Origin of the sequence: Mucilaginibacter ginkgonis (assembly GCF_009754905.2) — a bacterium.
GTDB lineage: Bacteria > Bacteroidota > Bacteroidia > Sphingobacteriales > Sphingobacteriaceae > Mucilaginibacter > Mucilaginibacter ginkgonis.
Map to the genome: position 1 here is coordinate 310,200 of NZ_CP066775.1, position 23,789 is coordinate 333,988.

Annotated in this window: 23 protein-coding genes; 6 read left to right on the forward strand and 17 right to left on the reverse strand. The window is 39.5% G+C overall.

The features are described from left to right. The first annotated feature begins 13 nt into the window (after nt 1–13). Together GO620_RS01430 and GO620_RS01435 are read left to right on the forward strand one after the other, a co-directional pair. Nucleotides 14–997: an FAD-dependent monooxygenase gene (locus GO620_RS01430; protein ID WP_157522987.1), complete on the forward strand. Its 984-nt coding sequence runs from the start codon at nt 14–16 to the stop codon at nt 995–997. 1,473 nt (nt 998–2,470) lie between these two features. Beyond that, entirely contained in the window at nt 2,471–3,733 is a 1,263-nt protein-coding gene (locus GO620_RS01435) for a sialidase family protein (protein WP_157522984.1), read from the forward strand. A gap of 298 nt (nt 3,734–4,031) precedes the next feature. Here GO620_RS01435 and GO620_RS01440 read toward each other — a convergent pair whose 3' ends face one another. Continuing rightward, entirely contained in the window at nt 4,032–4,325 is a 294-nt protein-coding gene (locus GO620_RS01440) for a hypothetical protein (RefSeq protein WP_157522981.1), read from the reverse strand. 159 nt (nt 4,326–4,484) lie between these two features. Here GO620_RS01440 and GO620_RS01445 point away from each other — a divergent pair, with 159 nt between their 5' ends. Together GO620_RS01445 and GO620_RS01450 are read left to right on the forward strand one after the other, a co-directional pair. After that, the gene (locus GO620_RS01445) at nt 4,485–5,795 is read left to right on the forward strand and encodes a CHASE3 domain-containing protein (protein WP_157522978.1); all 1,311 of its coding nucleotides are present in this window, start codon (nt 4,485–4,487) and stop codon (nt 5,793–5,795) included. A gap of 231 nt (nt 5,796–6,026) precedes the next feature. Continuing rightward, nucleotides 6,027–6,479 carry a ferritin-like domain-containing protein gene (locus tag GO620_RS01450; protein WP_157522975.1) on the forward strand — a complete coding sequence of 151 codons (453 nt, stop codon included), beginning with the start codon at nt 6,027–6,029 and terminating at the stop codon, nt 6,477–6,479. 975 nt (nt 6,480–7,454) lie between these two features. Here the strand turns inward: GO620_RS01450 and GO620_RS01455 are convergent. Beyond that, nucleotides 7,455–7,640: a hypothetical protein gene (locus tag GO620_RS01455; protein WP_157522972.1), complete on the reverse strand. Its 186-nt coding sequence runs from the start codon at nt 7,638–7,640 to the stop codon at nt 7,455–7,457. A gap of 560 nt (nt 7,641–8,200) precedes the next feature. On the opposite strand from GO620_RS01455, the gene GO620_RS01460 reads away from it, so the two are divergent. Beyond that, the gene (locus GO620_RS01460; protein ID WP_157522970.1) at nt 8,201–8,581 is read left to right on the forward strand and encodes a response regulator transcription factor; all 381 of its coding nucleotides are present in this window, start codon (nt 8,201–8,203) and stop codon (nt 8,579–8,581) included. A 48-nt stretch (nt 8,582–8,629) separates the two neighbouring features. Here the strand turns inward: GO620_RS01460 and GO620_RS01465 are convergent, their stop codons facing one another. Together GO620_RS01465 and GO620_RS01470 are read right to left on the reverse strand one after the other, a co-directional pair. Then, complete coding sequence (locus tag GO620_RS01465; RefSeq protein ID WP_157522967.1) at nt 8,630–8,962, reverse strand: lactonase family protein; 333 nt, start codon at nt 8,960–8,962, stop codon at nt 8,630–8,632. Between the two features lie 691 nt (nt 8,963–9,653). Continuing rightward, on the reverse strand, nt 9,654–11,120 hold the full coding sequence (locus GO620_RS01470; RefSeq protein ID WP_157522964.1) for a HEPN domain-containing protein: 1,467 nt from the start codon (nt 11,118–11,120) through the stop codon (nt 9,654–9,656). Nucleotides 11,121–11,307: 187 nt separating this feature from the next. On the opposite strand from GO620_RS01470, the gene GO620_RS01475 reads away from it, so the two are divergent. Further along, the gene (locus GO620_RS01475; protein ID WP_157522961.1) at nt 11,308–11,727 is read left to right on the forward strand and encodes a helix-turn-helix domain-containing protein; all 420 of its coding nucleotides are present in this window, start codon (nt 11,308–11,310) and stop codon (nt 11,725–11,727) included. Here GO620_RS01475 and GO620_RS01480 read toward each other — a convergent pair. The 13 genes from GO620_RS01480 to GO620_RS01540 all read right to left on the reverse strand — a co-directional run bounded on the left by GO620_RS01480 (nt 11,720) and on the right by GO620_RS01540 (nt 23,747). Next, nucleotides 11,720–12,772 (reverse strand): IS110 family RNA-guided transposase, encoded by a 1,053-nt coding sequence (locus GO620_RS01480; protein WP_157522958.1) that lies wholly within the window; start codon nt 12,770–12,772, stop codon nt 11,720–11,722. The genes GO620_RS01475 and GO620_RS01480 overlap by 8 nt on opposite strands. Before the next feature lie 266 nt (nt 12,773–13,038). Then, the gene (locus GO620_RS01485; RefSeq protein WP_157522955.1) at nt 13,039–13,809 is read right to left on the reverse strand and encodes a hypothetical protein; all 771 of its coding nucleotides are present in this window, start codon (nt 13,807–13,809) and stop codon (nt 13,039–13,041) included. Between the two features lie 28 nt (nt 13,810–13,837). Beyond that, complete coding sequence (locus tag GO620_RS01490; protein WP_157522952.1) at nt 13,838–14,662, reverse strand: DUF4138 domain-containing protein; 825 nt, start codon at nt 14,660–14,662, stop codon at nt 13,838–13,840. A gap of 9 nt (nt 14,663–14,671) precedes the next feature. Continuing rightward, the gene (gene traM, locus GO620_RS01495; RefSeq protein WP_157522949.1) at nt 14,672–15,937 is read right to left on the reverse strand and encodes a conjugative transposon protein TraM; all 1,266 of its coding nucleotides are present in this window, start codon (nt 15,935–15,937) and stop codon (nt 14,672–14,674) included. Beyond that, the gene (locus tag GO620_RS01500; protein WP_157522946.1) at nt 15,922–16,263 is read right to left on the reverse strand and encodes a hypothetical protein; all 342 of its coding nucleotides are present in this window, start codon (nt 16,261–16,263) and stop codon (nt 15,922–15,924) included. The genes traM and GO620_RS01500 overlap by 16 nt, the downstream gene beginning before the upstream one ends. A gap of 5 nt (nt 16,264–16,268) precedes the next feature. Next, nucleotides 16,269–16,883: a conjugative transposon protein TraK gene (gene traK, locus GO620_RS01505; RefSeq protein ID WP_157522943.1), complete on the reverse strand. Its 615-nt coding sequence runs from the start codon at nt 16,881–16,883 to the stop codon at nt 16,269–16,271. A gap of 18 nt (nt 16,884–16,901) precedes the next feature. Next, nucleotides 16,902–18,122 carry a conjugative transposon protein TraJ gene (gene traJ / locus GO620_RS01510; RefSeq protein ID WP_157522941.1) on the reverse strand — a complete coding sequence of 407 codons (1,221 nt, stop codon included), beginning with the start codon at nt 18,120–18,122 and terminating at the stop codon, nt 16,902–16,904. A 10-nt stretch (nt 18,123–18,132) separates the two neighbouring features. Then, nucleotides 18,133–18,780, reverse strand: a complete 648-nt coding sequence (locus GO620_RS01515; RefSeq protein ID WP_157522938.1) for a TerB family tellurite resistance protein — start codon at nt 18,778–18,780, stop codon at nt 18,133–18,135. Between the two features lie 10 nt (nt 18,781–18,790). Next, the gene (locus GO620_RS01520; protein WP_157522936.1) at nt 18,791–19,483 is read right to left on the reverse strand and encodes a hypothetical protein; all 693 of its coding nucleotides are present in this window, start codon (nt 19,481–19,483) and stop codon (nt 18,791–18,793) included. Then, nucleotides 19,470–20,153: a conjugal transfer protein TraI gene (locus GO620_RS01525; RefSeq protein WP_157522933.1), complete on the reverse strand. Its 684-nt coding sequence runs from the start codon at nt 20,151–20,153 to the stop codon at nt 19,470–19,472. Before GO620_RS01525 ends, GO620_RS01520 begins: the two co-directional genes overlap by 14 nt. A gap of 440 nt (nt 20,154–20,593) precedes the next feature. Next, complete coding sequence (locus tag GO620_RS01530; RefSeq protein WP_157522930.1) at nt 20,594–23,083, reverse strand: TraG family conjugative transposon ATPase; 2,490 nt, start codon at nt 23,081–23,083, stop codon at nt 20,594–20,596. A gap of 2 nt (nt 23,084–23,085) precedes the next feature. Beyond that, entirely contained in the window at nt 23,086–23,400 is a 315-nt protein-coding gene (locus GO620_RS01535) for a DUF4133 domain-containing protein (RefSeq protein WP_157522927.1), read from the reverse strand. Nucleotides 23,401–23,408: 8 nt separating this feature from the next. Next, nucleotides 23,409–23,747 carry a DUF4134 domain-containing protein gene (locus GO620_RS01540; RefSeq protein ID WP_157522921.1) on the reverse strand — a complete coding sequence of 113 codons (339 nt, stop codon included), beginning with the start codon at nt 23,745–23,747 and terminating at the stop codon, nt 23,409–23,411. Between the last annotated feature and the right edge of the window lie 42 nt (nt 23,748–23,789).

Consider the following 23,789-nt stretch of genomic DNA (forward strand, 5'->3'; position numbering starts at 1 on the left):
ACGAAATCTATAAATGAATATTTCAATCGATACGCCTAAAAATAAAATGGAACAGGAAATTCTAGTTTCCGGAGCAAGTATTGCCGGCCTCACCGCAGCCTATTGGCTTCAAAAGGCGGGTTTTATTGTCACCGTTCTTGAGCGGGAACCTGCTTTGCGATTAGGCGGGCAAAATATAGATGTGAAAGGGCCTGGCTGGGAGATTATCAAAATGATGGGCTTGGAGGAAAAGATCCGAAAGGCGAATACTACTGAGGTAGGAATTCAATTTTATAATACTGACCATAAACTTTTAGCTCAGTTTCCTAAAAGTGAAGCAGCAAGTATGACACAGGAACTGGAAATTTTGCGCGGCGATCTTGTTCAGATTTTACATGACGAAATTAAAAACAACGTTAATTTTATTTTCGGCGATTACATAAAAGTTGTAAACGACACCGATGCAGATGTAGAAATCACGTATAAAAGTGGCAACATTAAAAAATTTGCTTTTTTAATCATCGCAGAAGGCATTGGATCTTTAACCAGAGAACAAGTGTTTAAGAACGAAGTCACCTTTGCTTACTTGGGCATATATACCTGTTATTTTACTATTAGCAAAAGTGATACTGACAGTCTCTGGGCACGTTGGTGTAATGCACCAGGAGGTGTAGTCATACTGATCAGACCAGATAACCATGGAACAACCAGGGTTTGTATTAATTTCCGGAGCTCAGAAAATGGTTACGAGGACTTGTCCACTAAAAAGAAAAAGGAGCTTCTTATATCGAAAATTGAAGGTATCGGATGGGAGGCCGCTCGTTTGGTAGGCGAGATTCGTAAAACAGATGACTTTTACCTGGATAGACTGAGTCAGGTTAAAGCCTGTAATTGGTCGCGCGGTAGAATTGTAATGACCGGCGACGCTGCATATTGTGTAACTCCTATCGGTGGGAGAGGAACAGATTTGGCTATCACCGGGCCATATATCATTGCAGGTGAGTTAAGCGAAAAGTAATCTTACGCGCAAGCTTTTTCAAATTACGAAAAATTGTTACGTCCTTACGTTAAAAAAATTCAAAAGCGCCCACTTGGGGTGCCAAACTTAATTTATCCTTATTCCCGCCTTGGTGTGAGCATTTTAAATAAATTTTATTCATTCATAGGAAGTAAACCAGTAAAATTAATAACAAGATTCTTTAGCTTTAAGAGCACTAAAAGACAATTCAATAGCGATTTTGAATTGCCACACTATGGAAAGTTTGCTGATCATGCAAATCATTAAATATCAAATCTGGAACTATTTGAGGTATCCTTCATAAGCTAAACTTTAAGCTACTTGTTAGAAATTTTCTATTTGATCTCTTCTGATACTAACGTTGTTAGGCACGCCGAATAAGTTTATTGCAGTAAGGACAAAAGGTTATTTTATTACTGAGACTACATTGAAAGGATTGGAAAGAGAATATGCCTGAACTACCGTAAGACATTAAGCAGGCGATAATCAATACCGTCAACGCTTACCTGTTAGAAGAAAAGGCACCCAAGCGGCGATTATCTTAGCTATCTAACTATTATGGTTATGTAATATACAAAAAAGCAGTCCAATCTAGAACTGCCTTTAAGAACCGTTTAGAAACGGCTATTAACTGATGTGAAGCGTTTGGTGTTAAGCTTCGACACCTCGAAGATTTGAACCTGTCTCACCTAGTATTGACACTTATCCTCTTCCAATGTTTACAGGATTGTTACGCGGATTATGGGTAAAAAAATGGCACCCCTTATAAGCAAAAAAGGAATGCCATTTAACAACTTTACGAAACTCATTTTAATGACAATCTCACTCAAAAATGGTTTTGTCCCAAAGAGTATATAGTTACCGAATCCCGCTGAAAGCGGTTCCGAAAAAGCAATATGTTTAAGTGAAGCGTGATTGCGTTTATAAATAAGCTACACTCGAGTGATTAAGGGTACTAAGCATCCCACGACCCTTATTCCAAATCACGCCTAGCCAAACTTAATTGTATGTATTACCCATGGTGCCTCGCTTGCATAAATCAGCGTTAACTTTTGGTAGTGCTGATATGAAACTTATCGGCTGTAATTATGGATAATGAAAAGTGACGGGTCAAATAGTTGAAAGAAAAGCCACCCTCGCGGCGGCTGTTTTCTCAACTTCTACCTAAGATTTAAAATTCTAATATACAACAATTGCACTCCTTAGCGCAAAAACATGAGCCCTAAAATTTTGAAACTCACTCTCGCGCAAATCCAACTTTAAACAATTCTGTTCTAAGCTCGAATCATTTACCTATATCGGTTAACTATTACTTGACTGAGGTTTGCTTGCTATTAATGTTGGGAAGTTTGAGAATAATTATAACGTAACTTAACGATAGAAGATTTGTTTTTATGTAGAACATAACTATATATTTGTTCACCGATTATATAGTACGCGTCTCCTACAACTTAAATTTCTAAATGCTACATCATGAAAAAAACTGCACTAAAAGTATTGCAGGCGTCCTTTATTATGGGCTGCTTAGTAATTGTAATGGGTTGCAAAAAAAGCCCGTTGAATTCTGCAACTTCAGAGAATGTATCCGTTAACAATCCGGTCAAAGGCACAAATGCTGTCACGACCACATCTTCAGATCCTACCTACCAACGGATCTTTGTAGGAGGCACAGGCGGTTACCATTCTTACCGGATACCGTCCATCATCAAAACAACTGCCGGAACTCTTATTGCCTTTGCAGAGGGGCGTGTGTCCAGCAATGAAGATTACGGAAACATAGACATTGTTTTTAAACGTTCTACAGATAACGGCGCAACCTGGGGATCAATGGGCGTTGCTGTAGGTACGGGTACCAGCACATTTGCCCAAGGTACCTGCGGCAATCCTACTGCAGTTGTTGACCAAAGCAATGGTAAGATATGGCTTTTTATGAGTTGGAACGACTTTGGCAAAAACCAAAACGGCGATGATGGCAAAACGAAAATTGGTGTAGGCGACCGGCCTGTGTATATGCTTTACAGCACAAACGATGGTGTAAGTTGGTCAACCCCGGTTAATATGACTGCTACTTTACAACCTGCCGGAACAGCATTTGACGCCATGGGTCCCGGTATTGGGATTCAAACAACAATTAATAATGCGGGGAGGTTAATTATACCCGCTACCAGCCGTAATATCTACAGTGATGACCATGGCGATACCTGGAGCTATGCCAGCACTCCCGGCGGTACGAGTGAATCAACAATTGTGGAACTTGCTAACGGAAGTTTCTACAGAAATGACCGTCCCACACTTTCAAACTGGAACGCGCATAAAAGACGTTGGATATCTACAGGACAATCACTTACAAGCTTTGCACCGTTTACCTTCGCCGACGATTCCTTATTGGATCCGCGCATGGAGGGGTCAATGCTACGCTATAATTTAAGCGAACCTAAACGAATACTTTTTCTAAACTCTGCAAGCACGGTTACCCGCCTTAATATGCGCATTCGTATCAGTTATGATGAAGGGCAATCATGGCAAATAAGCCGCCGCGTCTATGACTACCTTACTACGACTCAGGAACATGACCAGGGCAAAGGCGGCTATTCAAGTATGGTAAAGACGGCCGATCTTAGGATAGGCGCTTTAATAGAAAACAACGACGCCGTGGGCGATGATACCGGCCACCAGTCAATTGAATTTGTTAAGTTTGGTTTAGCCTGGGTAATTAACGGGCAAACAGAACCGTAATTGCAACGATAAGAAGCAAAGTTTTAAAGCCTGCTTGAAAAAAAGAGAACTTTTAAAAAAATCGTTTGTCTGGTGTTTAGTAATTTTTCATAAAAGAGGGTGGCGCCGTGTGTTTTACCGGCGCCATTCTTCTATTCTGGTTATGATGTATTTTTATTGGCAGTTTTTGGTGACGTAGTAGACTAAACTCAGAACATCCTACGCATACTAAAAAAGAATATTTCAATCATGAAGCTATACTACAGATTGTCGCTAATTGAATGATCACTGACTAACTACATCTCTGAATTAGTACAGGTCAATAGGTCTTGGCAATTTTGTCAACAACTTCTTGTACTTTATTGTATTCCACTTCGAATATTATTCCTTCATTTCCTATCACAAACTTAAAAACAGGAACATCGTCATCTGTAAGCACAAATTCACCCGAAAAGCGGTTGTCTTTTATGATGAGCGTAAATTGACCTGTGTAATCGTTTGTAAAATGAATGTCAAGGGTTACATGGCTATGGCGGTAATGTTTAGGTAAAGTGGATCTTATGCCTTCCATCAGCAGCTTTTGATAATTAATTTTACCCCCAAATTTTTCCATAGGAAGTTTAATGTATTTGTCTATATCTTCCGAAGCGGCAGATTATACCTACCCAATCCCCAAAAGCGTGTATTCGCAGTCTGATGGGACTTATAATTAAAGATTGAATTATTATTTGAAAAATACTATAATAGCTTACTTAATTATTAGCCCTTATTTATGTTCGGAAACAATCTGTCTTTTTTTCAAAAACTGGGAATAGGATTAGTGGTGAGTGTGATTATAGTTTTTGTAATCACTTATATATCTTATACCAATTTAGAAAAATTAAATGAAGAACACCGCGCTACTAATCATTCACAAGAAGTCATAAAGGATGCTACGGATTTATTGCAGACGGTAACTGATGCAGAAACTGCGGCGCGAGGATATTTTGGTACAAGGCAACCTGTGTTTGTAGAATCATTCAAAAATGCAGTGTCTCACATTGATCCATTATTCAGTCAGTTGTCGGAGAATGCAGGCGATGATATTGAAACCAAGAGGTTAATATCCTCATTAAGTATTCACCTGGAATTGAAAAAAACAGCTATGAATAGCTACGTTGTCCAGCGCCAGGATGCCGGTGCGAATATGAGCTTGTCTTCGGATAAAGTTATGAGGGGTAAGGCAGAAATGGATCTTATTAGGAATTACATTACTCAGATAACCCAGAAAGAAAAAATAAGTCTTATACGACGTCAAAATGAATCGGAGGATGCGTCATCTTCATCATTTAACTGGTTAATTGTCGGCTCTTTAATGTTTCTCATTGTAATTGGTTTATTGTTTTATTACATATTTAAAACTTTCACTCAAAAGCTACAGATTGAAAAGAAAGTCATACAATCCAAAGACGAGTTGGAGGATGTTTTAAATCTCAACCGTTATCACAACTGGCTTTTAGAGGGCTTAAAACATTTGGCAGAAGAGATGCAAGGCCAAACCAGCAAAGAAAATTTATGTGCAATCGTACTGAAAGAGCTTTTGTTTTATACCGCAGGTATATCCGGAACATTTTACCTATTTGATAAAAAAAATAGCCTGCTGACCTATTGCGCAAGTCATGCGGTCAGCGCGATTGACGAGATACGCAAAGAGATTAGAATGTCTGAAACCTGGTTAGGACAAGTCGCAGTTTCAGGAAATTCAAAAATTATTGAAAGGAAAATTAATGCTAACATTGCATTTTCTACATCAATTGTACAAAGGGAACTACCTTATGTGATCATTGTGCCAATTTTTTATGAGGAAAGTCTTGAGGGTGTTATTGAATTAGGGTATTGGGACAAAATCGATGATTCGAAAATCGAATTTATTAATTCCACCACTAATCGTATTGGCGTCAGCCTCCATAATATGAAATCGAAGACTGAACTTGAATCTTTATTATTAGAAATACAACAGCAAAAAGAGGAATTGCAAGTTCAAGAGGAAGAGCTTCGGGAAGTGAATGAGCAATTACGTCTTCAGATTAACACTAAAATATAGCAGGATTTTGTCCACTTAATAAATATAGATCCTTCATCGGCTTCAAGCTATAGTCGAAGAGGCAGATTGCTTGTAAATCTACCTATTGCCTCAATAATACCAGACAGAAGTGCATGGTTTTGACTTAGTTATTTGACAAATTGATTTGTCACGTAGATTAATAAATCATGGTCGGAAAAGGTTTTCAAACCAATTGAACATAACGGTGTTGAATAGACTAAATACTACCAAATGGGAACAACAGAAAAAACAAGCGTGTTAAACGACCTAATTGAAATTAACAATGATCGCGTAGCAGGGTTTGAAAAAGCCCTTGGCGATATTAAAGACGAGAACATCGATCTTAAAGCAGTATTCGAAGAGTTTGCAGCTCAAAGCCGCAAATACAGCCAGGAGTTGGCAGCATTAGTTGGCGCTAATGCAGGCGAAGTAGAAACCGGCAACAGTATAGCAGGCACCCTACACCGTGCATGGATAGATGTTAAGTCAATCTTCGGTGACAACGGCCGTGAAGGCATCTTGAATGAAGCAGAGCGCGGTGAAGATGCTATCAAGAAAGCGTACAAAGACGCGCTTACCGATGGCGGCTTGAGCAGTGATGCGTACAGTCTCGTAGCTGAACAATCTCAAGGCATCAACCGTGGCCACGATACTATCAAAGCGTTGAGAGACGCTTCGAAGTAAGTAAGAACAATTTGTTTTAAAAGAGCGGCTTTCGGGCGCTTTTTTTTGTGCCTATTTTCGTGGCAAGTAATATCGTGTTGAACTTCAACAACAATCCCACCTTAAATTAACAATTTTTCTACTGCGGAAATATTTGGCCTACAATTTGCATCCATAAATCTTTTAAGGTTGGATTATGGAAGTGATGTGCAAGATTGGCAATGACATTAAGCCCTTAGACGTCGAGCGAGAAGATTCGAATTTGAATGAATGGAATGTTTATGATCATCTTAACATTATAGCGAAACTGGCGTGTTGGGGAGAGATCAATGGGCTTCAAGTTTGGGGAAGTAAAATCCCAACCAGTCTTACGGAGGAGCAAATTTATTGGATCGGTGTTCAAATCAGCGCGGCGGCAGCATAAGTCAGTTTAAATGGGCTCAGATACTAATTATTACCCTGTTCAATCACAACGACGTTTCAATCACAACGCGTCTTTTGGCGGCTCAATTCTGATATTACTATTTTTGATAACGATGCTTTGCTTCATATTTTTTGCAATGCACCCTATACGATCTACAGGTGAACCCGTCAAGATTAATAAGGCAGTCGAACTAAAATCGGACCTTGTGGTAAACTACGCTAACGAAGACCTGACGGTTTTAAGGTCAGATCTAAGAAAGGACGGATGGTTATATCTAGAAGTACCCGATGAAAGGTATTCTAATCAGGCTCAGAAGTATATAAATATTGCCAGGAAAGTAAGGGCTTCAGATATTGTGGCTGTCAAAGTTCTCTCGACCGATAAAGAAACACTTGGCATCGCCTTTTATTAGGTATGGCCGCCAACAAAAATGCCAGCAACTAGGCTGGCAGGATCGGCTCGAACTAACTATCAACTTTCATCTGGTGTCACACCAAATTCATTTGCCCAATACTCGTAGTCTTTATCATCTAAATCCTCGATTTTCTGAGGCTTACCCTGTTCATCCATATTTAAGGTTTTTTCTTAGTCATGGCCTTCTTGCTAGTGCTGTAACGCATATCGGGCGTACCATCCTTTTTCAAATGTTTGTTCTCGTTATAGCGCTTGTCAGGCTTGCCTGATTTGGTCATGTGCTGCTGGGCGAATGTGCTAAAGCTAAACAGCACTAAGGCGATAATAGTGATCAGTTTTTTCATGGCTTAAATTTCTATAAAAACTTGGCTGACAGGGAAATGTTTTAAGCGATTCAACCATTAATCCTATTTCTTTTTCGAGGCGTCGAATTTTGATCTTTCAATGATAACAGCGTTTTCATTAATTAGGCGCTTTGCGTAGTCTAATTGTCGCCTAACAAATTCTACTTGCTTGGTGATGCTGTCAACCGGCGGCTTTTTGTAGTCATTGTAACCCATAACTTTTTCGTTACAAATTGCGTGCTAAAAATACTTTAAAGATTTACAAACAACTATCATTGAACAGTAGTTATACGCATTAGTAATTTTCATAAGCTGTTAGTTATTACAGTGAAGCCCGGGCTTTTAGTAATTCCCGGGCTTTTTTTACCTGTGAGAAGATCCTCTGTTAAGGCAAAGCTAGGGTCTTGATAGCGTAGGAACATCCAAAATACAACCATGGATGTTTTAACATTATTGTTGTAACTTTGTGACATCGACCTCATGCGTAGGGTATCAACATTTTCAGATGTGTTTTAATTAGCTCACAACAATCGGCTAATATTTTCATCCCTACATTAATTATGGCTCACGTACTAATCATTGAAACCACAGAGATTGCAGCTGTTCTGGATTTTCTTTTAAAGGAAGATGGCCATACTACCACAATTTTTGATGCGGTAAACGATATCCGTCACGTTGCTGCGATTATTCCAGATGTGATGTTTATCCATGAACGAAACTTGGTAGGTTTTTCCGGTAGCGAGATTGTACGACAACTTAAGTCTTTTGAATCTACTAAGAACATAAAAACTGTGCTGTTGTCTACGAGTCCTGATATAAAACAACAGTTTATGGACGCCCGCGCGGATGCGTATTTGCCAAAGCCATTTGACATTGACCAGATACCACTTCTAATGCGGAGGCTGGTGCCGGCATCGAAAGTTATAGACCCATTAATTTAAACCTGTAAAAAGGCCAACCTAATTGCTGGACGCCTTTTGAAACTTAACTTACGCTGTAACATAAACATTTTTCCCATTTGCACTTGTTACGATGTATGATGGATATTGACTGATATCATTAGGATAGCCTTGTTTTGTTCTAAAAATATTAGTTTCAGAGTTGTAATCCAATGCAGAAAATTCGCTACCCTGAAGCGCAACCAAAAAAGCTGCATTTTTTGAAGGATTTAATGACATACTTACCGCCCCTCTCATCCCTGTTGCAAACGGTTGCCCTTGAACCGGTGTCAAAGTTAGACTTGGGTTGTCAGATACAAATGATGATATTGTATTATTTTGATTGAGTACTGTTACAAACGAAGGCTTTCCTGCAACACACACACACGGCTTGCGCTTAAAAGTCCTGGTTGATTGTTGTACCAGACAGCTAATGCAACATAGTAAAGTTTCCCGTTTGGAACGCTAATAGACGCGTTAATAGAAATATTGGGTTCTGAACCTGTTCCATGAACGACAAACGTTTTAGCACTCCTTGTTGCGTGCAGCCAGTCAGTTCCTGAAAAGTGATATTTTCACTGTGCAACTGGGCATTTACAACTTTGTTATGGAAAAGTCATTGAATAACGATCTTTCATTGGCGTGTCCGTAAAAAAGTAATGGTTAACTCTCCGCCCAAACATTCTTGATAAAAAGTCATGGCTTGAAAGCAATTATCGTCAAAGAGCAAAAAGAGTAAGAGTAAACCATTTCGAAGCGTTTAAAGTCGAAATCAGGAACTTTTTTGAAACAGTTTCTCAACTGTTGGATTAAGAACATAATTCCCATTTGGACATCAATTGAAGCTATTGCTGTATAACCGGAATTAAGTGCCATTGACATAACGTTTGTAGATTCGGGAGGTGTTACCATTTAATCTTAGGCTGGTATTACAAACTGTTTAGGATAAAATTTTACATTGCACACTTTGACAATCCGATTGTCAATTGTGATAAGGTTTAGGTAAAGTCCCCAAACAGCGAGTGTGAGGGGACTTTAATTTTTGACAAAAGATACCATGTACATAGGTTACTGATCACTCATTTTTAAGGTCCTGAACAAGGCGCAGCATTACCGTTTCTGAAACAAGCGCCAACCTTTTTACTATTTTTAAACCCGCTCTAATACCGCCTTCATCAGGGTTATACTCTTCAAAGTAGGAAGCTTTTTGACCGGCGTCTTTGATAAATGTGTAAAGCTGGACTCCTTCTTCGGTATCAAGTTTGAAAGCAGCTCTAATCTCATTTGTGAGAAGTAATGTTAATTTAAGGAGCCTCGACAAGTTGTGGGCTTGTACCCTATAACCAATCACAGATTCAATTATAGCTTTTAAGTAATTACGTGTTGCCTGGTTGAGCATAAAGCATGCGAGTATCAGGTCTGCCTTTTTAAGCTCGTTTCTGTTTTTTAATAAGTTTTCAGCAGCAGCAATGAACAAATCACCCTGGCTTCCCCATCTTGCCCATTTGTTTTCTGCACGGTCGATAAGTGTCGCGTTATTGATCTGCTGCGGGGCAGGTAAAACGATATTTCGATCTCGCTGATATAGCACTTCTCCTTTTCCAACTAACTTGGTCCAAAATCTTGCGCCGGATTCAAGGCCTTTTACCACAGTATCGTACTGGTGAACGATGGCGAATACCTCGGCTAAGTGCTTACAATGGTCTTCGATCTTATTTCCGAGCTCGCCGTCATCGGATGTGTCTTTGATGTTTCGGATCAAAACCAGGTAAAATATCTCAGGATTATCATTCTTACCCGGGTAGAAGATCATGTCGATCATGGGAAAGCGCTCCGTGATAAAATTGACCAGCTTGTCCAGTAAAGATTTATCCTTTTCATTGACTGCAGGAAACAATTCTTTCAGCACCAGCCGCCTGGCAATTTTCTTGACTTTTGCAACGCTGCCATAATTATCCTTAAGATAAGGCTCATCGCTTTCCCTTTGATAGATGAGCCAGGTTACATCATAAAGCAGTTTTAAGTTGTCATATACTCCAATGATCTCCGCAGTTTCTGTAACCTCGTCAGTTGGCTTGGTGTGTAAAGCATCTGATAACCACATATTCAAGCTGTCCCTGAAAGATTGTGGCTTGATTTGCCTGAAAACTTTCTTTAACGCCAGGTAAGGATTGACTAAGTACTTTCCCCGCAAGTTTTTCGGAAAATACGTCCAGTCTTTTTTTTCCTGCTTAATTTGGTTTTTATCTACTTTCTTAATATCTGAACTGATGTCATTGTAGGAAAGCATTAATAAATAAGCCGCTTCCATCATTTTGATATTGAGTTCATGCTCGTATAGCAGTTCGCCCGGGCCATATTTTCTTCCCTTGAAGCAATCTTTGTTGATCACGTAATACCGCCACTCTTTTAAATATGCTTTGTGACCCTTAATGCTGTCAGCAGTAAAGAAGTCATAGAGTGGCTTTAATGGATTTTGAATTTCATTAAAAGACAGGAATTTAGGGTAGTGGTCAAATGGTGTATACCTGGTGTTGTACATATGAAAAGCGGCTTAGCCAATCTGCATTGACTGGCAATTCAAATGACCGTAACGCGCCTGTTCTACGAAACTTTTTAACTTTCTATCTTAGAAGTAACGTGGTATTATTTATCTTGCATCAGCCCCGAAAAACACGTTAATTAGCGTTACAGAAAATTATTACATTTGACTAAACCTTAAATAACTCATGGACGCTACAGCTGAAAGATCAAACTATATCCACCAAGGCAGAAACGTTAAACGCTTCCGCGAAATGCTTGGCTTGAAACAGGAAGCATTGGCGTTGGAATTGGGAGAAGATTGGAATCAGAAAAAGGTTTCATTACTAGAAAGCAAAGACGTCATCGAAGCTGACATCTTAACTCAAGTTGCTCAAGCACTAAAAGTACCCGAGGAAGCAATTAAGAATTTTGACGAAGAAACAGCTATACATAACATTCAGAATAATTATGATAGCTCCGTTATAAATGGTGGACCGACAATTAATTATCATCCAGTGTTTAATCCCATCGATAAATGGTTAGAAGTTCTTGAAGAGAACAAGAAGCTTTATGAACGGCTATTGGAAAGTGAGCGCGAGAAGGTTGAGATGTTGAAATCTAAATAACATTATTAGTACTACTTCTCACCAGCGATCGAATGCCACTTGAGATAGACTGATGAGAATTTGAGTACAGACGGTCATTTGTAACACATGCAAAAATTCGAAGCACAATCTTATTACGGACGGCGTTAAAAACTGCTAACTTGTTTTTACCCTCAGCAACTTTCCGCTTGTAATAAACATTAAGTTCTGAATTCTTAGTGCGAACAGCAGCAAGCGCGCATAAGTGAAGGAGAGATTTCATTTTATGGTTAGCCATCTTAGATACTCTGGCTTTCCCATTGACTATTCCGGAACTTTTTAAAAACGGCACTACCCCTGCGTAACAAGCGAATTTTTTCCCGTTTGCAATTGTTTTGAATTCATTCGTTGTGATGATAATTTGCGATGCTGTAGTGACACCGACACCCGGTACAGAAGTGATTATATTTATAAGATGGTTAAGTTTACTATCACCTACGATCAAAATACTTATCTCTTCATTTATTTTTTTTACTTCCTTTGAAACAGCTTCAATACTAGAATGACATAGCGCTTTGAGTTGTTTTGCGCTAGTCGTATTACTAAATCGTGTTCCTTCGGCAATTGGTGTTGTTAATGCTTTTTGTATTGTTATCAGCCTAGTTCTAAGAGTTGAGAGCGCACTTAATTGGTCAATTATTGGTCGTTTAGGTTCCCAAAATTTAAGATGCTCGCGATTACGGTATAGGTATTGTGCGATACGCAATGCATCAACTATATCGTTCTTGCCACGGATATTTCCAAGTGAACTGCGTATTTGGGAAGCGTTTTCAATTACGAATTGTGCTCGCTTTTTTAATAAAAAATCTACAAGATAATTTCCGTAAAACCCTGTGTGTTCAAAACCAAATACCATTTTAGAAAATGGTTGACCACAGAGCTTTTTTATCCGAGGAATTGCGTCTTTAATATCCTGTTTAGTATTTGCGATAACCTCATGTTTTAAAAGAGCATAATCCTTTAATATAACGAGATCAAGCTTATTTTTTGAAATATCTATACCAATGAAATATTTTAAATTTTTCATTTGAAAGTAATGGCAGGTTTTCAGACAAAATATAGGTCATTAACCTTTGCATTCATTTAAATCGCCTGCCACTGCCGCAAGTCACATATTAAATTTGCTCGTTCGATAGGCCGTGAACCTGGACTGTGATATAATTCTAGTAAATGACAACGGCTTATTACCAAACTACTAATATTGGAAATTGTTCGGCGGAATTGATTCGGCATCTCAATCTGCAATGTTAAAAGAGGAGCAGGTCGTTTAACGACCTGTTCCTCTTTTTTAGTTTAAACATGAATTTTGCTCTTACGCGACTGCTTTTTTGCCGGAGCATCCTCCTTTTGCTGCTCGCGTTGCTTTAAATTGTTCACCGGTTTTTGCTCCGTGTGTAACAATTCCTCCCGTTTTATTCTTTTCATCTGATGGTCGTAAAGATCAACAGTTTTGAACTGGGGATTTGCGGCGATAAAGTATTTTTTTTCTCCGTTATCGCCGGCAATAGTGACTTGCTGCGCATTACCTTTTTTAAGGGAATACATCAGCTCTTCCTTTGCCTTTGATTTATCAAGCTCTTTGATGCCTTTGCCGGAAATGACCTTTTCCAAATCAAATCCATATGCGTCATGGTAATGTTTGATTTTTTTGTTGCCATTTTCTGTAAGATTTTTATCGTCCAGCACCAGCCAGGCGTGATACTTCTGACCTTCCAGATTATGTAATTGTTTATACACAGCGCGGCCGTCCATTAAATTAAAAGCCTCTTTAGCCGTAATACCGCTACCCTTATTTATATAAAAGGTTTGCTCGATATTTTTGGCCGCATCACCCTTGTTATTGATAACTGCATCGTACTTATTAAAAAAATACATGTCCTGATTGTCACCCGCTTTGAAGTGAAGTGTATAATCAACCGTTTTATGGTTAAATTCGTGCTGCAGGTCAAGCGTAAATTCCGGTGTTTTAGCGGCAATTTTCTTGTCCAGTTCTGCCTTAAGCTTGTCCCCAAACCCAAGGTTTAGCAAGCTCTTTTTCAAAAATTCAGAATTTTGAGAATTCATAATTTAAAGATTAAATAAATAAAAAGCGTTAATTAAAGTGAGTAGCAGCAACAAGATTATTAAGCGACTGCTGTGGTCTTGGTTGTAATATTGTTAAATCGCTTAGATCATCCTGTTTGACCTGTAAATAGATATGGCGATTACCATTATGCTCATAAAGTTCAATGTTGAGCGCCTGGTTTTCTGAAAGTGAAAACCGTTTAAAGGCAAAAACCCGGGCAATTTCCTGTTTGTGTCCAACAACTGTTTTCCTGCTTAGCGACGTATAAGTTGGAATAATCTCTTCTTCATGAGTTGCCATTCTTTCTACTGTTTTGAGGTCACGGATATAGAATCTTGCGAAATCTAACTCGTACGGAAGTTTAGATTTGTTGCGAACATCAACTCGGAAAAACAATTTATTACTGGCAAGTGAGATTTTGCCTACCCAAGCTTTTACGCCACCAGTTTTTTGGTGATCTGCAATATTATTTCTTTTTCCTGATGAAAGATCCCTAGCAATGGCGGCATAACCGCGCGCCGTCGGTATTGCTGCTGATAATTTATTGCCAATTTCGATTCGTTGTCCGGATCGGCCGTACGAATACGCTACCGGTATTCTAAAAACCTGAGATGTGTTTACGTCCCGAATTTTTAATAAATATGGCTGAGGAATATTCTGGTTTGCTTTTAAAGTTATTAAGGCATTTTCCTTTTGAATGATTTGCAGATCCTTTGGAATTTTTCCTAAGACATTAACCGGACTGGCGAAGGAAAGTATGGTAATTCGATCTTTGCTAACATAGGCGGTGTACTGCGCCATGGAAATTGTTCCCACAAACAGCAGATTAATAAGCATAACTAACTTTTTCATGATGATTTTTTAATTGTCGCGGTCGTTAGCGTCTTTAAGTAATACCTTGTATCCTGCTTTTATTTTGACCTTGATTTGTTTCACTTTATGATTGAATAGACCTTTTGCCGCTTCGACACCTGCGCTCGCGGCTTGAGTGCCCAAAGACTGATTCATTGACATCAGCTGCATAGAGCTTACTGCATTACCCATGCCGTCTTTTGCCGCATCCCGGCTGATGGACCCGGGGACGTACAGGCCCTGCATGCCGTCAAGATCATAGACTTCAAGCGCAACCGGCAGGATATTATTCAGATACCTGATACTGGAAATTTTAACTTCCAGGCGCTCATTGTTCAATGCACAGGTGCCGTATACAAAACTTCCTTTTGGTATCATTTCGCCGTTGACATAAATACCATCCAGCAGGCGCAATTTGATGACCGCGCCGCTTACCAAAGTCTGGTCTTCGTGCACTACAGCCTGAACCGTATTTCCCCGCTCTTTGACAGCACCAGATTTGCTGTATCTTTTTATTTTGTTGTTAGGACTATATGAAGCATAACTGCCTTCAAAATTATTACCTGGTTCAAGATCATCGTCATCGTTTCGCGCAGCAACAATAGCATATACCCTCCCGTGATTTCGCATAGATTGATTTCGTAAGGTACTGTTAGCGCTACCCGGATTCTGAATCTCATTAATTTGTGCAAGCATGTCACTAAGCTGTTTCATTTCAGGATCATTTCCTGCCCCACCATTATTAATCGCTCTCATCATTAAATTAAGCCGCTTAACATCAGCATTTGATGCCGAAGGCGAAGAGTAACCGCCACTGGCTGAAGTCGCAGCTTCCGGCTGGCTGATCTGTTGATTTATCGCTGCCAGTTTTGCCTGGATCTTTGCCTCATTCACATCCGCAGGGGATGGCGTGCCGGTAAGTTTTGCGCTTGAAATCTGATCCGTACTGTCTGCGTGGCTTATGCCCATTGTTTTGATAAAGGCATCACTGACACCGTTATTGCCAGCGTTAGCGTCAGCCTTTTGGCTTTGATAAACACCCATTTTGTCCTGGTCTTTTCGGTCCTTAAAATTTGCTTGTGGCAAACTGGTGTTTAACCCTTGATTTGGTTGTATACTATCATTAAATGATCGTTGTTTCCCGCCACCCAATGCCCAAAAGGCAAGGGTTAAGAAAGGCAGGACTAGTAGTGGAATCATCACCAGAAATTTTCGTTCTTTTAAAAATTCAGGCGTGTGGTGCGGTAACCTGCTGCTTTTTAATGCTGCTTCCATAATTGACTTTTTATAGTTAATGAATCTGTTAATTGTCGTTTATTTAATTTAGAGAAAGGGAAATCCGAGGCCTGCCCAATGTGGGCAGTATTGTAGTACTGAGAAATTTTAGCAGTTGATAAAAATGGTCGCCATGTGTCAGCTGCGATAAAAATGGAAGTGGACGTCCAGAAAAGTAGCAGGGCAATTTTTTTTTGACGCGTCGAGTAAGCGTTGAACCAATGGTTCAGAATACTGGCAATTTTCCATTGTACATTTAGAATGCACTTTGCGATTGATGCCGCGATCTTTTCAGCGTTATGAGGCATTTTAGTGTTCGTTCTCATAATAGCTATTTCTGAATTGTGGTGTCTTTGTTCGCTAAGGTCTCCCAATGAAGGATCAGAAATCCGTGAGGGTTATTATCTGATCTGGATACATTTCTCAGATATCCTTGGGTAATCAGATTCCGGTTCACAGTCGATGTTGACCGAATCAACTTTTCAGTTGCATAGCATTTGAAGTAATAGGGGTATTGATTGATGTCGAGGTATACACTATCCACATTCACTTGCTGACTGATGTTTCCGGATATCAGGTTATTGTAATAGCTCTTTTCCTTAAGATCATTGTATTGATTCTTAGCGCTTTCATCAGCCAGATATAAGGCCTTGCCAATGTTTGCATCGATGACCTTTTCATCGGGGTCGAGGGTAAAGAAATAATGGTGGAACATACGGATATGGTCTCTTGCCTCGACCGGTATGTTGTCTTTTCTGTCCGCTGCAAAAGCTTCCAGAGCTTTTCCGTTAGCTAAGATGTAGATGTGATTTGAAGCAATATTCGCTGCCTGAAAACTTTTGTAAAGCGCAAAGCAGGAAATAATCGTACAAGCAGCAATTAAGATATAACTGAATAGTTTAACATGACTAAATGCTGATTCGATATTCTTAAGTTGTGTGAACATAACTTTAAAATTTAAAGGTTAAGAAGCCTGTTTAGGGTCAATTTTTGAGGCCTGTGTGTTATTGGCACGATCCCCCTTATCTTGGAAATAGGGTTTAGAAACTGCGCTGGCAGCCATGCTTTCACTTGTATTCGAGCGTTGATTTCCGAAAGAATCTGCAGTCATGCTACTTCCGCCAGAAGCTGCACCAACCACCGACCGGCTTGTACTGCTGACCAAACTATTCACCTTTTGTAATAAACCATTCCCGCCGCCCGCGTTCACAATATAATTAGCGACACTAGGCACCGTGAAGTATCCTATGATGCCAATAATTAGAAAGATGAGGTATGCGGTATCAGTAGAACTGAAAAAGGTAATACCGGCACTTTGCACCTGCGAAATATCCAGTTTGAGCATGTTCTCCTGAACCTGGCCGATGATCGCGCCAAAGATGTTGGCAACCGGCAGCCAAAGGAAAACATTTATGTATTTGGCAAGCCATACGGTCAACGTGTGCTGGAATCCGTCAAAGACCGCGAGTCCGAATACAATTGGACCTAGAATGGCCAAAATAATAAGATAAAATGTCCGGATTGTATTGATGCATAATGCAGCCGCTTCAAATAGAACCTGCAACACCTCTGACATCCACTGTTTGACCGTATTGCGGAAATTGTATGAAGCTTTGGCCATAGCAAACTTCATATCATTGCCAACACTCGCAAAAACTCCTTCATCTTTTCCTGTAGGATCATCCGGGTGAGTGTATTTATACCATTTGTCACGGTCGCCATCACCATCCTGTCCTACATACATTTGCCAGGTGTCTGTCTTTTCGATTGCCGCTTCTTTAGCTTTTAGTAAGGCAGCTATAGCGGCATCAGAATTTTGAACCATTCCACCAGTAGCAGTAACGGTTGGTGACATAATCCCATTAATTACTGCGATTACCGTAGGAAATAAAAGTATTGCAATGCCCAAAGCAAACGGTCGCATCAACGGATAAAAGTCTATTGGCTCTGCAGAGGCAATCTGCCGCCAGACCCTGCTGCCGATATACCACATGGCACCGATCCCGGCAATTGCTCTTCCTACGCCGATAAGCTGGCTGCACATTGGGAGCATGTCGTTGTAAACACCATTAAGTGTTCCCTGTAGGCCCTGAATATTTGTTGCAAGACCGTCCGCCTTGGATAATAAAGGAAAAGCGACTCCTAATACCGCAAAAATTGCGGATAAAATTATCTTCGTTTTCATAAAGTTGTATTTAGTTATTTACGCCGTTCAGTTGTTTTAGCGTTCGCGTTTCAGCAGCGTCTTTCGTTCGCTGAATACTCAATAGTATGCCTTGCCGGTTGAATTGCCGTAGAAATTGGAGTTTGTCGGAACTGCTTGCATAAATCCGGTCGATGGCTCTTAGCCGTTCATCGTCGGACATCCTCAGCTTTCCGGCAGTTAGTATATTACTTAATTCATCCAGATTTTGCAGGCTTCCTTTAACCAGGTCTGAATAAACATTACCCATGTAAGTTAGCTCGTCGGTACTAAACAATCGGCTTTGCCTAAACCTATTGTAATTACTTTTGTACTCGGTTATCAGGCTTACTTGTTGCGAAATAATTTCAGCAACTCTCCCATAATTCCTGACCATTGGATTGACAGCCATCAAACCATTCAGGTAAACACTATGCAGGTCGAAGTTACACTTGGATAATTGGGAGATATTGCCATACCCTTGCTGATAGATCTGATACCCCGTTTGCATGTCACGAAAAATGCCCTTTAGCTGGGTAAGTTTTTCAATATTTAAAATCAACTGCTGCAACTCTTGAACCTGTGCTTTGGCAGGTTGACTAATTCCTATACATAAGAAAAATGCAACTGCAATAAATGGGTATTTGATATGATTTTTCATGTCTGAAGGATTATTGGATGCCAAGCAATTTCTTTTCCGTGGCTAAACTATTGGATTCACTTTTCCGGTTGGCCAGAATGCCTTTCAACTGTTCTGAAAATGTTGATGCGAAACGATAGTTGTTTTCCATTGCAGAATGAATTATGTCAATATGCTTCAGTCGTTCCTGGTCACTCATTTTTAGCTTGCTGTCTGAAACAATTATTTGCAATTCATAAATCTGCTGATCACAATCATTTAGTAAAGCTGATTTGACATTTGATATATATTTCTTTTCTCCGCCGATCAGCCCGGCCGACTTTTCAATATTGAACATACGGCGAAGAATATCCTGTTGCCATTGCACGATGTCCTTAACCTGAGTGTTGTTCTTAACTGATGCGTTAACGTGACTTAAATTATTGTAATAGTTAGCATGCAACCCGTTTTCTTCTATAAGAGCATTCGTTATTGATCCCAGGCCATTATGGGCGATATTATTTCCCACGCGGTAATATGCAGCGTACATTTCCAGCGCAGCGATCTGTTGTGCCAAATATTTTTTTTGTGTACTTTTTTGCTGAAACCATTCTGCAAAAGTTTGTGCTTTCGCATTTGCAGCAATTGCAGAGGCTGCTAATGTCATTACTGTAAAAGCAAGTAATTTTTTACTCCTTTTGCGGATCTTTGCAGCCTTTAATGATATTAGATCAATTGATTCCATAAAGCTTTTTAATTGATTTCGTATCGTTTAAATCTTTACTTCGCGCCAAACTCAACCGTACTCCTTGGTTATTGAACTGGTGCAAGTCATCGTAATTTTCGTCCAGACGATCACTGGCTTTATTTATCAGCTCCAGTCGCTGCTCATCAGTCATTTGGGTTTTCATCGGGCTTACCACTAACATGATCTCATCTAGATTTTTGACGCTTGCATCCAGAATACCGGTGTAGACTTGCTGCATATAATTCAGCTCATTGGCATTAAAGTGTGCGTCTTGTCTGAATAAACTCCAGGCCCTTTTGTATTCATTCACTAATGCCAGTTGTTTAAGCGTGATATCTTTGATACGCTGGTAATTAGAAATAACTGCTTTGATTTTCCATAATTCTGAATAATAATTGCTGAACAAGCTCTTTTGCTGATCTGACCATCCTGAGATTTCCGTTAGCTTTAACTGGGACATTTGATTCTCAATAGCCTTCTGTGCATTCTGCAGCCAGATCGTTTTGTTTTGCATTCGCTGCACTTTCAGATCAATGGCTTTTATCACTTTTGTAACTGTCATGTTGATTACGTCACCAATTATAAATTGAGCTCTAACACTTTGGCCCACGAGGAAAAGTGTTATTCCAAGCATTGATGCAGTTAACTTTAGCCTTAATTTTTGCATAAAACCTCCCCGTATCATTCGCAAATGCGAATAATTCTTGAAATATTAGATGAGTGCAATTATTTAAATCGAATAAATTCTGAGTTTTTTATTCGGATACTATTATTGTTCGAGTTGATGTAAAGCTGTCTACCATACGCGGATTCTGCAAGTAAGCGAGTGTTAGGATTCCATGTACCTTGCCATTTCTGAACTCTATATTGCTTTCCTTTCAACATATTATTAATAATACGTTGATAACCAATCCTTTCCTCAATTTGAAAGGAATTGATGTTATCTAGTTTGGTAATAATTAAGGTATCGTATGCAATACTGTATTCACTTTTTTCATAAATGGCGTAGGATCCTGTAATGAGTTGTTCATTATTTGTGGAGCAACTAATAAGAACTATCATCAATAATAAATCTAATAGGACTAGGGACTTTATCATAGTTTGTAATTAAGCTGCGTTTTCTAATTCTTCTTTAACAATTGCCGCGATGGCCTGCTTTACACCACCTAATTTTTGAGTATAGGCATTTACTTTAGCCTTTTCAGAAGATTCTGTTGTATAGGTCCAGTATTCTTCCCGGCTAACCTCTGTCCGATAGACTTTCGAAAGCTGGCCGTTCAAACTGATGAATACCTCTTTGTATTTATGGTTTTCATCATTGTTACGGTTCATACTCATAATGAGTGCCGTCTCTTTATCGGTAATACCCAATAGCTGTTGAATTTTTGGAAAGTCGTTTTGATACTTCCTTTGGTCTAGCAAAATCTTGCAGTCGCTATTATTAATGATCGCCTGTTTAACAACCGGTGAACTGATAATATCTTCAATATCCTGGGTAACTACTAAAGCTTCCCCGAAATATTTGCGAACTGTTTTGAACAGGTATTTTATGTATTCGGCCATTCCTTCACGGGCGATTGCTTTCCAGGCTTCTTCGATCAAGATCATTTTACGAACGTTCTTAGGAAGCTTTCGCATTTTGGATACAAAGGTTTCCATAACGATAAGCGTTACGACTGGAAATAGGATTGGGTGATCTTTGATATTATCTAATTCAAAGACAATAAACCGGCGCTGTAAAAGGTCAAGATTTTCTTTAGCATTCAACAGGTAGCCATATTCGCCACCTTTATAGTATGGTTTTAGTACAAACAGCATGTTATCAATATCAAACCGGATATCCTTGACTTTTGACTGCTTCATACTTTCGTAGAAATCGACACTCAAAAACTCATAGAAGCTATCAAAACATGGAAATATTTCTGGTTGTGCTTTAAGCTTTTTATAATAATGATACAGGGCATCAGAAATTGCTACATATTCCGAACGCTGAACGCCCTCATCTTCTTTCTTCCATAATGCCAGGATCATGGCTTTAATGCTCTCCTTCTTTTCAGTATCCAGGGTGTCGCCATCAGCTATAAAAAATGGATTAAAGCTAATGGGCTTATCCTCCGTATAAGTAAAATAATAGCCACCAACCAAATCGCACAATCCCTGATAACTATGACCTACGTCTACTAAAACAATATGTGCGCCTTGTTCAAAATAACTTCGAAGCAAATGGTTGGTGAAGAATGACTTACCACTCCCGGATGGTCCTAAAATAAATTTGTTGCGGTTTGTGGTGATCCCTTTGCTCATCGGTTCGTCACTTATATCCACGTGAACAGGTTTACCAGAAAGCCTGTCGCCTAAACGTAACCCACAGGAGCTGATGCTGGAACGATAATTAGTTTCCAGGTTTAGAAAGCATGTCGCCTGCTCAATAAATGTATCGAACGTATCATTCATGGGAAATGATCCAGCATTTCCGGGTAAACCTGCCCACCAGATCTGTGGCGCACCGTCAGTTTCTTGTTTTGGCTGCGCGTCCATCTGAGCAAGCGAAGACGAAACCCTATTTTTTAAATCCTTTAAGGCTGCATGATCATCTGTCCAGGCAAATACGTTGAAATGAGCTTTAACGGGCAGGCGCTGCTGGCTGATCGCCTCATTTAAAAAATCATGAGTCGCATCGCGGCTGATTGAATTTTCGCGGGAGTAAGCGGACAATGATTGCAAGCGTAGTTTCTTAGCCTCCAGTTTTTTAATCGTTTGCTGGCTATCACCAATAAAAATGTACTGATTATAAATGTGGTTGCAGTTTAACAAAGTTCCAATAGGGGAGGCGAAGCCGGTACTAAATTTTGTTTTGTCTGTACTGTATTTATCGTACGTGATCCTTGGGCCGCACAAGGGCGGCAAATCCTCTGTGTCGCTTAAAGTAAATAACTGGCAATGATTATCGCCGATCCTGATTTCATTTTGAATATGTACGTCTTTAATAACCGGGTTATCATTTTCATTTACAAGAAAGCAATACTGTTCTACTATACCCGGAATAGTTGCGGTTCCTGTTAACTCGTCATCCTTTAGGCTGATTAAACTTACCAGACCGCTATCTTCCAAAACCTTAATGAACTGTCCGGCACTATCCAAAAAATCCTTAAATAGCTCATCACAAGTCGTTTGAACAGGAGTAATTTTTTTGCGCATTAAAGTGGAAACAGCGCTGGTGTAGGATTTAAACCTGTCTGGTTTTTTAGTTAGATAGATATTACAATGGTGGTCAAGATAAGGACGCTCGTTAAAATGCTTTTCACTCGCATGAGAAAGAAAAGTGTTCAATTCCTCATTATTTGCTGATTTAAATGTTGCATTATACTGCTCGCTAACAAACCAATCCTGCTTGTGAAAAACTGTATTTTTCGGCAACATTTTCAGGGCCTTAATGATCACTTCATGAAGCGCTAAATATTCATTGTTTGATAATGAGAAGATCTCAGGCAATGCCATGCGATATCCAATAGTAAGATCTCCGGCAGTTGATATTATGCAGTTGTGTTCAACCTTATAAATTGGGAATACTTGCTCCGCTTTTATTGATGAGGACATAATTATTTCTTTAATGATGTAAAAATTTTACGGGAGCGGAACGTTACGCTCACAGGTAAATATTTCTTAGCCGCCTTTTTCATCAGCCCATATTGACCGTATTTGTAGCTTAACTTATACACATGGTAAAAAAGCAGGCTACCCAGAATGGTTATGATAAGTATGCATATCATCATAGGTGCGCCCAATAGATATAATGCTGCAAAAACGATTAGTAATAATACCAGCCCCGCACCCAAATAACCAATGTATTGTGCCTTGAGACCCTTGAACTCAATGGGCCTATTAATTCCTTTGTTGATATTATAGAGCGCCATATATTTTATTAAACACCAAAAAATGACTTAAGTACAGTGGATACGATTACCAAAAAGATGCATGCGCCGAACCAGCTTGAAGCAACTTTGCCTGTATCATGGTCGCCGTCTATAAATTTCTTGAAAACTTTAATGGCGCCGACTAGTCCGACAATAGCTCCAATAGCATACATGAGTTGCGTGCCGGTGGAAAAATAACTTTTAACCTGGCTGGTTGCTGCGTTGATACCCGAATTGCCGTCTTGTGCCCAAACGCATAAACTTGAAAGAGAGAGTAGGAGAGTTGCAATAATTTTACGATAAAAGTCTATTCGGCTTTCACGTCGAGATTGATTTCGTGTTTTCATGATCGAAAGATTTAATAATGAGTTAGCAATGTTGTTCAGTAC